Source organism: Levilactobacillus yonginensis, from assembly GCF_964065165.1.
In the GTDB taxonomy this organism is placed as follows: domain Bacteria; phylum Bacillota; class Bacilli; order Lactobacillales; family Lactobacillaceae; genus Levilactobacillus; species Levilactobacillus yonginensis_A.
Genome location: NZ_OZ061549.1, coordinates 1,852,089 through 1,864,703 on the forward strand (window position 1 = coordinate 1,852,089; position 12,615 = coordinate 1,864,703).

Consider the following 12,615-nt stretch of genomic DNA (forward strand, 5'->3'; position numbering starts at 1 on the left):
ACAGTTGACTATGTAACATCCCTTTTGTTCCGAAGAGGATTGAGTTAAGTATGAATGATGATCAACAATTATCGCGATCGCTAAAGAATAGACATATTCAATTAATCGCCATTGGAGGAGCAATTGGGACCGGACTGTTCTTAGGCTCAGGGACTGCAATCCATGAAGCCGGACCGTCCATTATCCTGTCATATCTGATTACTGGTATCATTTGCTTCTTTTTGATGCGCAGTGTCGGGGAATTGTTGCTTTCGGATACGCGTCTCCACTCGTTTATCGACTTCGTGGGACGTTACTTAGGAAACAGGTTTGAGTTTGTCTTAGGTTGGACGTATTGGTTCTGTTGGATCAGTATCGCCATGGCTGACTTAACGGCGTCTGGAATTTATATCCGGTTTTGGTTCCCACACTTTCCACAGTGGGCGACCCCCTTACTTATCATCGTGTTGTTATTATTGGTCAACTTGGCCAACGTCGATTTGTTTGGGGAAATGGAATCTTGGTTCTCAATGATCAAGGTTGTTGCCATACTATTGTTAATTGTGATTGGGCTTTACCTTATCGGTACGAATTTTACAACGCCGAACACAGTTGCTAGTTTTAGTAACTTGTACAGTCACGGTGGGGTCTTCCCAACTGGTATTAAAGGATTCATGGCCTCATTCCAGATGATTGTGTTTGCCTTCGTCGGGATTGAAATGGTCGGAATTACTGCCGGTGAAACGGAAAGTCCCGAGAAGAACTTGCCTAAAGCGGTGAACAGTTTGCCGCTACGGATTGGGTTGTTCTACATTGGTTCAATGATCATTATCATGTCCGTTTATCCTTGGAACAAATTAGCTCAAACGCAAAGTCCATTTGTCCAAATGTTTGCTGATATTGGTATCAATGCAGCCGCTGGCGTCGTTAACTTTGTTGTGTTGACTGCGGCCTTGTCTGCCTGCAACTCTGCCATTTTCACCACTAGTCGTACGCTATGGTCATTAGCAAAGGGTCACAACGCTTCACAACGGTTCAAGCACGTGAATAAAAATCACGTCCCACAAAACGCGCTACTACTGTCCTCAGCAGCCTTGCTGATTGTGGTTGTGCTGAACTATGTGATGCCGAAGGATGTCTTTAGTTTAATTTCCGGTGTGGCCACGGTTAGTTTCCTATTCGTTTGGTCCGTCTTGATCATCACCCACTTAGTTTATAGGAGTAAGAATAAAGAGAGTGCTGAACATAATATTTTCCCAGCACCGTTCTATCCTTACGCCGACTACATTGCGCTTGCATTTTATGCGATTATCTTTGTCATCCTGTTTTTCAGCTCTAGCATGCGTCTTTCACTGTACGTTTCTGTATTGTGGATCATATGCCTGTTCCTTATTTATGAGGTTGTTAAAAAAGTTAGGAGGACTTGATCATGGCTGATAAAGCAAATTCTGGGGGAATGAAGAAGTCAATTGGTTTCTTCGCCGCCTTATCAACTGTTATGGGTACGGTTATTGGTACCGGGGTGTTCTTTAAAGCCGCCGCTGTTACCGACTCAACTGGAACCATCAGTTTAGCATTACTTGTTTGGTTCTTAGGTGGGGTTATTACCATCTGTGCCGGGTTAACGGGGGCCGAACTGGCTGCCGCTTGGCCTGAAACCGGTGGGTTAACCAAGTACATCGAACACTCATACGGTGGTTTCTGGGGTTTCTTAGCCGGCTGGGCACAAGCAATTATTTATTTCCCGGCTAACGTTGCCGCCATTGCCATCGCCTTCGGGACGCAATTTGCGAACCTGTTTGGCTTAGCACAAAGCTGGATTGTTCCAGTTGGGTTAATCACTGCCTTCTCCTTAGTTCTGATCAACTGGATCAGTGCTAAGGCCGGTGGTTGGGTAACTTCTGTTGCCTTGGTTGTTAAGTTGATTCCATTGGCAGTTATCGTGCTACTTGGTTTCTTCCACTCAACCAGCGTTGATTTCTCTCTGTTCCCAGTTGTTGCCGGACCACACCGTGAATTCTGGTCTGCTTTAGGTAACGGGCTGCTTGCCACTATGTTCGCATACGATGGTTGGCTGCACGTTGGGAACATTGCCGGTGAAATGAAGAATCCTAAGAAGGACTTACCAAAGGCTATTGCTTTAGGTATCGCCCTCATCATGGTTGTTTACTTACTGGTCAACGCTGTGTTCCTGTACATAGAACCAGTTGACCACGTTGCTGGTAACTTGAACGTTGCCTCTGATGTTGCCAAGGTATTGTTCGGTGGTGTTGGTGGTAAGTTCATTACGATTGGTATCTTGATTTCCGTATTCGGTGGGTTGAACGGTTATACCATGACTGGTATGCGGATTCCTTATGCGATGGGTAAAGAACACAAATTGCCATTTGGTGATGTCTTTGCTAAGTTGAACAAAGCTGGTGTCCCTTGGGCTGCTGGTTTGATTCAATACATCATTGCCTTCATCATGATCTTATCTGGTCAATTCGATGCGATTACCAACATGTTAATCTTCGTTATCTGGGTATTCTACTGCATGGCCTTCGCTGCTGTTATCTTCTTGCGGAAGACGCAGCCTAACTTGAACCGTCCATACAAGGTTCCACTATTCCCAGTTATTCCATTGATTGCTTTAGTCGGTGGGGTCTTTATCCTGATTTCCACGATTATTCAACAATTTGTGACGACGATGATTGGTGTTGTTGCTACGGCAATTGGTATTCCAATCTACCTGTACTTGAAGAAGAAGTGGAAGTACGACGAACCTAAAACCAAGGAAGACTAAGTATTAGGTCCGTTAAAGTCTTAAAAATAAAGAGTTACGTGTCAATTCGATTGTGAATTGATGCGCAACTCTTTTTTGTTTTGATTAATTTAATTATGAAATCGTTCGCTGTCAAATTTGGAAGGGATATTAATATTATAATAGGGGATTTCGTCATTTGCAGGGTCGATGATTGTATCTAAGTTGGAGAAGCGTAAGATGCAAAGAAAAGGGAGGTTACACCATGTTAATTGATTTTACGCTGACGAATTTTCGTTCGTTTAAGGATCCAGTGACTTTGTCATTGGTGGCCACTAATGCTGGCGGAGCGGAACGCTCGTTGCCGTTAACCGGTACAAAGCGCGGACTGAAGTGTGCAGCCTTGTGTGGTACGAATGGTGTTGGTAAGAGTAACGTTTTAGCAGGCCTATTGCGAATGCAACAGATGGTCGTAACCCCAACTGAAGAAATTACGGACGATTTACCCTTTGAGCCGTTTCAACTGGATGCTGGTTCCAGCCAACGGACCACTACTTTTGCGGTGACGTTCAAACGGGCGGGAATCGCCTACCGATACGCATTTAGTTACAATGCAACTCGGGTGTTGGATGAATCGCTTCAAGCGACAATTCCTGGTGGGAATTCCGAGGTCCTATTCTCACGGGAAGGTGGCCAGATCGTTCAAGTACCGGTTGGCCAGCATGTGGCGATCGATAATACACGGCCGAATGCATTGCTGTTGTTCGCGCTACAGAACTGGAATTATGCACCTGCGATTGAGGTATTTCGCTGGTTTAGTGATGATCTGGTTAGTTTGGATGGTCAACCACGGGTTGTTGGTCAGTTGAATGAAGACGTTGTGGCTCAGTTGACCCAATTCTTACATGCTGTGGGGTGTGAGGTGGCTGGTGTTACGCAGCATCAAGTAGCCGTTCAATTTTTAGATGGTTCACGTTACGATCGACCGGATCTCTACTTGCGTTATGAAAAATATGATGCTGCTGGTGAGGTTGTAGACGTTGTTGAGCTGCCTCTGTCGCGTGTTTCAGTTGGGACCCAGCAATTGGTTGCGGTTGGTCTCGCCTTGATTCAGGCACAATCCGCGGCGCACTCACAAACGTTACTAGCGGACGAGTTTGCTAGTGCCTTACACCCAGAGGTGGTCCTAGCTTTACTTGCCTTAGTGAATTCAACGGCCATGCACAGTCAGTTTATACTTGTGACGCCGCAGTTTGGTCTATTAGGCGGTCAGCTGCGTCCCGATCAGTTGTACCTGGTCACTAAGAACTATCGTGGGGAGAGTCACCTGACTCAGCAATTGGCTCCTGAGATGGCCGCGCGACAGGTGGCGATGCAAGCACAACCCAACGTGGATATGAGTATCTTGCGGGCGACCTTTACCAGATGACACAAAAAGAGTTTGAGACAAAAGTCTCAAACCCTGGTTGTGCTTCCGGGCGTAAATAGTCGAAACGTGCGACAACAGGCAGTCAACTCCGCTTAACCTTGATAGACAAACAATCCAAGACCAAGATTAGTTGTCTATCGACGTTAATGCTTTTGACTAACCGTCTGTTGTCCCACTTGCTACAGGTAATCCAATTAATGTAACCAGCCCTGTTGATGAATACCGATTAAGATGCCGGCACGTTGTTGCGGATCTCGGGATAGTTCAGTGGCAATGTGGTGCGTAAAGGTTTCATCGCGTTGGTGAGTTTCACGCTGATGGTAATAATCAGCGACAAGTTGGTCATAGGCTTGTAAAGCTCTATCAGTTGATGACAGAGTGTGGTAACCGTTAGTGAAGTGCATTAGCTGTTGAGGCAGACGAGGTTTCTGTTCCGGTTGTTCAGCTGGATGGCCAATGGCGATTCCGAGGACCGGTAAGGTTAGTTTCGGTAAATCTAGGAGATTAATTAAACGCGGGACATCGTTTAAAATACTACCCATGATGGTACTCCCTAGGCCCAGACTTTCGCCAGCAGTCACAATGGCTTCAGTGGCAATGCTGGCGTCAAAGATACCAGCGAGTAGCTTATCCAGACTGTGTAGATTAGCCTGGGTGGTGTCATCGTTAAGTGATAGGCACTGATTTCGATACTGATCGGCAACCATTACAAAGTAGTGCCCCGCTTTTTCTAACCAGTGGTGGCCGGTTATTTCGGCTAACGCGGCCAACTTGGCGGGGTCAGTGACACTGATGATACTATATTGCTGCGAAAATGTACTGGTTGCTGCATGTTGTGCGGCGTCAATTAGAGTTGTAACTTCGGCTTCTGAGAGTGGCTCAGACGTAAATTTACGAATGCTCCGGTGGCTTTGTAAGGTTGTTAGGGTTGGGTTAGCCATGAGCGGTCACCTCCCGTGAGCGGGCTACGAGAGCATCGTAGACACGGACCTCATCCCGGGGAACGCCACGTAATTCATAGTTGGCGACAAATGGGACGGCATACTTTTGAGCGTAACGTTTAGCAGTTAGGCAGTATTGTTCATTGAAATTGCGGTTCCCACTACCAACGACACCTAGTAGCATTTTAGCGTTATCCTGGTAATCAATGTATTCACCCAAAACATTGGTCATGAGCTCTTTGACACCATTATCAATGCCGTTACCGCCATCCAGATAGGTGGGAACGAAGCAGAAGTAAGGGGTCGCTTCGGATTTGAAATCGGTCATTTCATCCACTTCAGTTGAGTCAATTTCTGGGCACTCGGGGTCTGCTGCATGTCGTTTAGCAGCATACGCCGTGAGATTCTTAACGAAATTACGGGTGTTACCTTCGATAGAAATAAATAAAATACGTAAAGGTTGCATGGTTTTCCCTCCGGGTTTTCTGAGTTACTGTTAGTCTTAGTGTACACGGTTTTGGACTGAAATGCTGTTGATAAGGGGGACTTGTCAAACGAAAATCAATATGCTATCCTTTTGGTAATCTAAGAGAGAACGAGGTATTCAGCCGATGCGTAACTAATCAATCCACAAATGTCAGTCAACTTTCGCCATTCGACGGGTGGAGTGGGCTTGTAATTTGGGGTTGATGGTTACGCCGACTGAGTGGCTAAAGGCATTCAGTGGGCGCCATTTCCAAACGGGAAGCGGCCACTTTTTTAGTACCATCAATCCCTGCTATTAAAGGGGGACGAATTTTTGACACAAATAAATTTAACGAATATTGAAAAAACAATTGCTGGTACAAAGCTGTTTACAGTCCAAAGATTGTCAGCTACAGATGGCGCTCGAGTTGGAATTATCGGGGCAAATGGTACCGGGAAGACGACCCTAGCTAAGATTATTGCCGGAGTCGATACGCAATTTAACGGTGAGCGGCACGTTACGGCGCCGGTGACATTGGTCCCACAGATTGCACCGACGGTGGGGCAATCGGGTGGCCAAAGTATGTTGGCACGAGTTCGGGTAGCGTTGGCTCAGCGACCAGCGATTTTGATTTTAGACGAACCTTCCGCCAACTTGGATGATGAGCATCAGCATTGGTTACAGGAGCAGTTATTACGGTTTAAAGGGATTCTAATTGTTATTTCGCATGACCGGTCGCTCCTGACGGCAATCACCACGCAAATCTGGTCGTTAGAAGAACAGGTGTACACACCATACAATGGTAATTTTGCAAAATTCACCACGTACCGTAAACAACGACGGGAGAATGCTTTGACGCGATATCGCCATGAACAACGTGAACAGCGTGACTTGCGTGAAGCTGTTCAAGCGCGGCATGAGAAGGCTGCGCGCATCCGCAAGGGCAGTCGGCGCATGAGTGCTGCCGAACGTTCAAATTCGCAGTCGGTTCGGGAACAGAATGCCGGCAAGATGGAACGTGGTGCCCGGGCATTAAAGGAACGGGCCAATCGGCAGACAGTGACGGTTAAGCCACACGAGGCGGCGTCCTTGAAGTTAGTTGCCACTGACTTACCGCCAGTTCATGGTAAGTTCTTAGTGACCGTCAATGAGCTTAATTTGGAGCGCGACGGGCGGACACTCTTACATCGGGCGAGTTTGCGGGTGGCACCTGGTGAGCGGGTTGCTTTGGCTGGACCAAACGGCAGTGGTAAGTCAACGTTGATTGAAACAATTTTAGCGCACCGGGCGAAGACCCGATTAGCTCCTAGTGCCCGGGTTGGTTATTTCCATCAAGATATGACCGTGTTGCCACAAGATCAAACGGTCTGGCAGTTTATGAGTCAGGCCACGGCACTTGATGGAAATCGTACTCGGCAGGTTATGGGGGCGTTTGGGTTAACGGCTATCTTCTACGATCGGCTCATTGGTGAGTTGAGTGGTGGGGAACAGGTTAAGCTTCAGCTGCTGGCAATTTTGGTCAGTGCTAGCAATTTGTTGATTTTGGATGAACCGACCAATTATTTGGACTTACCTGCGTTGCAAGCGTTGGCGGAATATCTAGTTAATTATCCAGGCACTATTATCTTTGTGGCACATGATCAGGATTTTCGGCGGCAGGTCGCCACTCGGACCATGGTCTTCAAGAATCAAAAGCTACTTGATCCCACCAAGACGGCCCAGGGAACACCGGCTTCAGATTTGCCACGGTTACAGTTTGAATATGACCAACTGATGATGGCGCCTGAGCTTGATACCCAACGTTTGCGAGAATTACGTGAGCAAATCGCAGCGTTAACAGCCAAGTAAACTAAGAGTTCGATAAGAAAATGCTACTGGAACCGCTTTCTACTAATTTTTTCTAAAATAATGCTTACGAAAACGTGCTTTTTCTGCTAGAGTAATCCATTGTGTTCGAAATGAAAGTGAGTGTGAAAACAAATGGATTCTGTACAAAGTAGCCATCCAGAAATGGCGAAAAAAGCACGTGTACAAGTTGCTCACCCGATGCTTGCCATGATGGGGATGCTAATCGGGGGCTTTGTCGGGATGTTTTCAGAAACGTCCTTAAACATTGCGTTGCCACAACTAATGGCGCAGTTGGGCGTCACAACTGCCACGATTCAGTGGCTAGTTACGGGTTATATGTTAATGGTTGGGGTTGTTTTACCTCTATCAAGTATTATTACAAAATGGTTTACTACGCGACAAGTTATTCTGTTCGCGCTGATTGATTTCGCAGTTGGTGCCGTGATTTCGGCATCTGCACCAGGATTTGGCGTTCTCTTGTTTGGCCGGATGATTCAGGGGATTGCAACTGGTTTGATTTTACCGCTGATGTTTACGGTGGCTATGCAAATCTTTCCACCCTACAAGTTAGGCGCTGCAATGGGAATGGTTGGTTTAGTGATTATGTTTGCGCCGGCCGTTGGTCCAACCTTAGCGGGAATTGTCTTGGGAGTTGCCTCTTGGCGATGGATTTTCTGGTTATTTGTGCCTTTCTTGGTGATTGCCTTTATCTTCGCGGTAATGTCTTTGACTAACATCGCCGAAGTTACTCGGCCTAAAGTGGACTTTTTATCAATTATCTTATCAACGGTTGGTTTTGGAAGCTTGGTCCTGGGAGTTAGCCTGGCTAGTGACCGTGGTTGGGGTTCAGGTGTCGTCATTGGTGCCCTGATTCTAGGACTCGTTGTCTTGGCTTGGTATACGCACCGTCAGTTAAATACGGACAAGCCAGTTTTGAATTTGCGGGCCTTTGCCATTCCTGGTTTCAGGATGGGAGCCATCTTGGTCATGATTAATTTTGGAATTATTTTATCTGCCATGTACCTGTTACCAATGGTTATCCAGAAAGGGTTATTGATTCCAGTAGCATTGACGGGGGTCATTATGTTCCCCGGTGGTATTATGAATGCTCTGGTGTCAGCCGGTGCTGGTCGCTTGTATGACCGAGTTGGTGCTCGGATGCCAGCGCGATTAGGCTTTGTTATTTCGATGGTGGGGGCATTAATGTTGGTCTTCACATCGACATCATCCGCGATTTGGTATATTATTTTGGCCCACGTGATTCTAATGATTGGTGCACCACTAGCAATGTCACCATCGCAGACTCATGGACTAAATGCCCTAACGGGTCCAATTGCTGCCGACGGGAGTGCTATCATGAATACGTTCCAGCAAATCGTTGGGGCCATCTCAACGGCAATTGCTACTAGTCTGTTAGGAATTGGTCAAGCGGCATACATCGCTACGAGTGGTGTGAACCACAACGCCGGTGCTTTCGTAAATGGGGCCCACTATGGCTTCTACTTTACATTTATTTTAGCGTTAGTTGGTTTCTTGTTGGCCTTACGTTTATCTAAAACTGAAAGTAAGTAGTAAAAAGACCGAGCAACTGCGCTCGGTCTTTTTTTATGGCATCAGGATGATTACAGCCAATTGCTTAAGGTGAAGACTAACGGAATGGTGGCAACGCAGAGAATGGTCGACAGACTCATCAGTGTAACGGCGGGCGTGGTATCTCCGTGATCCTTAAGGGTGAAGAGCACGACGTTACCTGCAACGGGGCAAGCCGCCATGAGAACAGTCGTATACAGGGGGATACCAGTAACGCCGAATATGGTCAGGATTAGTAGACAGACGACTGGGAAAATTAAATTCCGTAGTAGTAATGGCACCCACAGTCGGGTGTCTAGCGTATGTCGGTTGAGTGTAACGGCGGCTAAGCTATTGCCGATGACAATCATGGATAATGGTGTGTTAATCGAGCTGATGTAAGTAATGGTCTGGTTTAAGAGGCTTGGTAGCTGAGTAGCACTCATAAAGATTAGAAGCCCAATAATAATGGCGATGATGTTGGGATTGAGAATAATTTGGCGCCAATTGATGTGAGCGTTTTGATCGTTGTGGGGAGTAAAAAGCGCAATGCCGTGGGTCCAACAAAAGACGTTAAAACCGGCTAGGGAAGCAACGGCGAAGAAAACGCCAGTACTGCCAAATAAGGCGCTAGCAAGGGGGACTCCCATGAAACCGGCATTTGAATAAACCGCGCCAAACTGCATGATACGTTTTAGATTAGGATCTGCAATGCGCTTAAAGACGAGGTTCGTGACCAGGACCATAATGAAGTAAGTGAGGATGATGCCTAACATGACGATGCCCAGTGCACGTAGCCGACTGGTGGAGAAGTGTTGCTCAAATGCATTAATAATTAAGCACGGCGAAACGATGTATAAAAGGATGTTGGTTAAGTCGGTAGCGGTCTGGCCGTGCATAAATCCTAATTTATTGGTAAGTAGGCCAATGGCCATTAGAATGAACATTAAAATAATTTGATTTGCGAGCTGGGAGATATCCATAGGGTGTGCGTTGCTTCCTCTCATAACTGATGTGAAAATAACACTAAGTTTTATTATGTAATCAATTTTTGGGCGATGTCAATGATGACACGCCTTTTCTCGCGTCCGTATAAGTAATACAATGAATAGTGAAAACCATCAAGGGAGTCATTTGCTGGTTTTCGGGGTAGGGGGTAGTAACGGATGCATTTAAATAAAAATTTTTATCGGTCAATGAACTTTTGGGGTGGAATTTCTGCTGAGGTCTTGGGGTTCGGGGGCTTCTCGCCCTTAACAACCACGAGTATTCTGGATTTGGTTTTTTCACTTGCACTCATTGTCTTGGGAATTTACGAATTGTTTTGTGGCTTAGTAGTCGTTAGCATGGGCCAAGATGATTCTAAGTAATCGCTGACTGGCGGGGGGGCTAGTTCGTGATTAAAAGTAGGAGGGACAGTATGACTTTCAACCGGCGCTTTGTGCATTCATTGGATTTTTGGAGTGGTCTCTTAATCATGTTTCTGATGATTTGGAATATTTTGCCATTCCGAATAACCAGTATTTTTTGGTGGGTATGTTTCCTACTATTCTTAGGTGGCGTGTTTTATTTTATTAAGGGGTTAGTTAAGAGTCGTCACTAGCTAAAGCAGTCTACATAAGTTGTTTGCGGCCAAGTGGCCGCTTTTTTTTACAAAAAAAGCGCGACAATTGAGTCGCGCTTTTCAAATAATTAATTTTAGTTTTCTTTGCCATCGTCAGGAGCTTCCGTCGTAATCTGTTTCTGTGGCGGATTGACTGTGACCTCTAGCCAATTGATAAAGGAATTTTCGTAGTCCAGGACCTTCAAATCGAAGTTCTTCAATTGAATGACGTCATTGACCTTTACATCTGGGTAGTTATCAATGATAAACCCAGCCATCGTAACCGTATCAGAGGCTTCAAATCCTTTAATGTCTGTATTGAAGTAGCGCTCGAAGTCGTAGGTTGTCATCTTCCCATTTACTTGGAAGGTGCCATTTGGTTGCTTGAAAATGTATTGGTCGTTGGCATCGTCAATTTCATCACGGACGGTTCCGAACAGTTCTTCGTAAATATCCTTATCCGTAATGATTCCAGAAGTTCCCCCATACTCGTCAACGACAACAACGATAGGGGTCCGTTTCTTGATCATTTGCTGTAGGACTTGGGTAATTGGCGTAGTTTCAGGCGTGGTTGAAATATCTCGGATCAACTTGTCCACGCGAATAGAGGAATCTACTTGCGTTTGGCGAATTAAATCGTAGTTATAAACGTAGCCTAAAATCTTATCTTTATCATTGTCAGCAACTACAGGAAGGCGGCTAAACCGTTCCTGGAGGTACACCGTCAAGGCTTCCTTGACCGTCGATGTGATGTCGATAACCTCGAGCTGTGTCCGGTCGATCATGATGTCCTTGGCGACCTTGTCGTTTAACTCGAAGGCCCGTTGCATGTAGACCAAATCGTTCTTTTCAAGCTCCCCGCCCTCCACGGCGCTCCGTGAGAGGTTCAAGATTTCAGCTTGGGAGAAAACTTCGTCACTTTCGTTGGCAACTTTGAGACCCATCAAGCGAACAACACCGGAAGCGCTGGAGTTGAGCAACCAAACGAATGGGTAGAATAGAACATGGCAATAATGCAGGGGTGTGACCACTAACATTAAGACCTTCATTGGCATATCGATGGAAATGTTCTTAGGGACAATTTCAGTGAAGACCACTTCTAGGTAAGTCAGGAGTAAAACCCCGAAAATGACCGCGATAGTGTGAGCCGTCGCGCCATTTAGGTGGGCAGGCGCAATGCCGTCTAGTAAGAGGTCAACGAAGAACGTTTCCCCGATCCACCCTAAGATAATACCGGCAAGGGAAACCCCTACCTGAGTTGTTGATAAATATTCATTTAAATTGGTGACCATTTTCATGGCCCGATTAAGCTTGGTTGACGGCTTGTCGCTCTCGGCGATTTTTTCTTCAAGAGCGCTAGGCCGAGTCTGAACCAAAGCAAACTCGCAGGCAACAAAGAAAGCTGCAAAAAAGAAGGTAATTAAAATAATAATTAGATTCACAACTATCTGACCGCTATCCACACATCATTCCTCATTTCATTAGTTCTATCCCTTTATTATAGCGCGTCTCAGCACCATTTCACAGGGGGTGAATTGAAGCAAATTGTACCCTTTATAGGTTCGCTTAGCAACCGAACATCGCCAAAAAAAGCCAGATAGAATGGAATACTTAACGTTTGGCAAAAAAAGGACTAGACTTAAATTAGTAACATCAAAGGAGATTTTGATTATGGCAGATACACCAAAGGAAGAACAAGCAGAAACACCGAAGATCGACATTCCAGCTGAAGACGTGGAAAAGGCTTCGAAGTTGGTTCTGGATCCGGGGTATGTGACGAAAAAGGATCTACCAAAGATGGCAGATTTAGCCTGGGCAACCGCGCTATCTGATGCTGTAACTAAGCATTTCTTAAACGACGACGATGACCACGACCCTTACGTCTACTTCGAGCAATTTGATTTTGCTGGTGGGGACATTGATTCTATCATCTTTAACATGGATCTCGTTAAGACCCGTGAAGACGCTTTGCATGACTTAGCCGATGCACTGGGTGAAAAGATTGTTGATCATGATGTTCAACAAACCACTTACTAA

11 protein-coding genes are annotated in these 12,615 nt (G+C 45.9%); 7 read left to right on the forward strand and 4 right to left on the reverse strand.

The annotated features are described in order from the left end of the window. Positions 1 to 50: 50 nt before the first annotated feature. From AB3Y94_RS08755 to AB3Y94_RS08765, 3 genes are all read left to right on the forward strand, one after another. Positions 51 to 1,406, forward strand: a complete 1,356-nt coding sequence (locus AB3Y94_RS08755; protein WP_367295880.1) for an amino acid permease — start codon at positions 51 to 53, stop codon at positions 1,404 to 1,406. A gap of 2 nt (positions 1,407 to 1,408) precedes the next feature. Next, complete coding sequence (locus tag AB3Y94_RS08760; RefSeq protein ID WP_367295881.1) at positions 1,409 to 2,764, forward strand: APC family permease; 1,356 nt, start codon at positions 1,409 to 1,411, stop codon at positions 2,762 to 2,764. Positions 2,765 to 2,987: 223 nt separating this feature from the next. Further along, complete coding sequence (locus AB3Y94_RS08765; protein WP_367295882.1) at positions 2,988 to 4,151, forward strand: ATP/GTP-binding protein; 1,164 nt, start codon at positions 2,988 to 2,990, stop codon at positions 4,149 to 4,151. Positions 4,152 to 4,345: 194 nt separating this feature from the next. On the opposite strand, the gene AB3Y94_RS08770 is transcribed toward AB3Y94_RS08765, so the two are convergent. Together AB3Y94_RS08770 and nrdI are read right to left on the reverse strand one after the other, a co-directional pair. Then, positions 4,346 to 5,092, reverse strand: a complete 747-nt coding sequence (locus AB3Y94_RS08770; protein WP_367295883.1) for a nitroreductase family protein — start codon at positions 5,090 to 5,092, stop codon at positions 4,346 to 4,348. After that, on the reverse strand, positions 5,085 to 5,558 hold the full coding sequence (nrdI, locus tag AB3Y94_RS08775; protein WP_367295884.1) for a class Ib ribonucleoside-diphosphate reductase assembly flavoprotein NrdI: 474 nt from the start codon (positions 5,556 to 5,558) through the stop codon (positions 5,085 to 5,087). Before nrdI ends, AB3Y94_RS08770 begins: the two co-directional genes overlap by 8 nt. Before the next feature lie 333 nt (positions 5,559 to 5,891). On the opposite strand from nrdI, the gene AB3Y94_RS08780 reads away from it, so the two are divergent. Beyond that, positions 5,892 to 7,406 (forward strand): ABC-F family ATP-binding cassette domain-containing protein, encoded by a 1,515-nt coding sequence (locus tag AB3Y94_RS08780; protein WP_367295885.1) that lies wholly within the window; start codon positions 5,892 to 5,894, stop codon positions 7,404 to 7,406. A 132-nt stretch (positions 7,407 to 7,538) separates the two neighbouring features. Further along, positions 7,539 to 8,978, forward strand: a complete 1,440-nt coding sequence (locus tag AB3Y94_RS08785; RefSeq protein WP_367295886.1) for a DHA2 family efflux MFS transporter permease subunit — start codon at positions 7,539 to 7,541, stop codon at positions 8,976 to 8,978. A 50-nt stretch (positions 8,979 to 9,028) separates the two neighbouring features. Here the strand turns inward: AB3Y94_RS08785 and AB3Y94_RS08790 are convergent, their stop codons facing one another. Further along, positions 9,029 to 9,958 (reverse strand): AEC family transporter, encoded by a 930-nt coding sequence (locus tag AB3Y94_RS08790; protein ID WP_367295887.1) that lies wholly within the window; start codon positions 9,956 to 9,958, stop codon positions 9,029 to 9,031. Between the two features lie 183 nt (positions 9,959 to 10,141). Between AB3Y94_RS08790 and AB3Y94_RS08795 the strand changes: the two genes are divergently transcribed. After that, on the forward strand, positions 10,142 to 10,345 hold the full coding sequence (locus AB3Y94_RS08795; protein WP_367295888.1) for a hypothetical protein: 204 nt from the start codon (positions 10,142 to 10,144) through the stop codon (positions 10,343 to 10,345). Between the two features lie 328 nt (positions 10,346 to 10,673). Here the strand turns inward: AB3Y94_RS08795 and AB3Y94_RS08800 are convergent, their stop codons facing one another. Further along, positions 10,674 to 12,041, reverse strand: a complete 1,368-nt coding sequence (locus tag AB3Y94_RS08800) for a hemolysin family protein (RefSeq protein WP_367295889.1) — start codon at positions 12,039 to 12,041, stop codon at positions 10,674 to 10,676. 208 nt (positions 12,042 to 12,249) lie between these two features. Here AB3Y94_RS08800 and AB3Y94_RS08805 point away from each other — a divergent pair, with 208 nt between their 5' ends. Continuing rightward, positions 12,250 to 12,615, forward strand: a complete 366-nt coding sequence (locus AB3Y94_RS08805; protein WP_367295890.1) for a hypothetical protein — start codon at positions 12,250 to 12,252, stop codon at positions 12,613 to 12,615.

Excerpts from the sequence above, each read along its gene's own strand:
- AB3Y94_RS08755 (WP_367295880.1), top strand. The coding sequence starts at position 51 with ATGAATGATGATCAACAATTATCGCGATCGCTAAAGAATAGACATATT.
- AB3Y94_RS08760 (WP_367295881.1), top strand. The coding sequence starts at position 1,409 with ATGGCTGATAAAGCAAATTCTGGGGGAATGAAGAAGTCAATTGGTTTC.
- AB3Y94_RS08765 (WP_367295882.1), top strand. The coding sequence starts at position 2,988 with ATGTTAATTGATTTTACGCTGACGAATTTTCGTTCGTTTAAGGATCCA.
- AB3Y94_RS08770 (WP_367295883.1), bottom strand. The coding sequence starts at position 5,092 with ATGGCTAACCCAACCCTAACAACCTTACAAAGCCACCGGAGCATTCGT.
- nrdI (WP_367295884.1), bottom strand. The coding sequence starts at position 5,558 with ATGCAACCTTTACGTATTTTATTTATTTCTATCGAAGGTAACACCCGT.
- AB3Y94_RS08785 (WP_367295886.1), top strand. The coding sequence starts at position 7,539 with ATGGATTCTGTACAAAGTAGCCATCCAGAAATGGCGAAAAAAGCACGT.
- AB3Y94_RS08790 (WP_367295887.1), bottom strand. The coding sequence starts at position 9,958 with ATGGATATCTCCCAGCTCGCAAATCAAATTATTTTAATGTTCATTCTA.
- AB3Y94_RS08795 (WP_367295888.1), top strand. The coding sequence starts at position 10,142 with ATGCATTTAAATAAAAATTTTTATCGGTCAATGAACTTTTGGGGTGGA.
- AB3Y94_RS08805 (WP_367295890.1), top strand. The coding sequence starts at position 12,250 with ATGGCAGATACACCAAAGGAAGAACAAGCAGAAACACCGAAGATCGAC.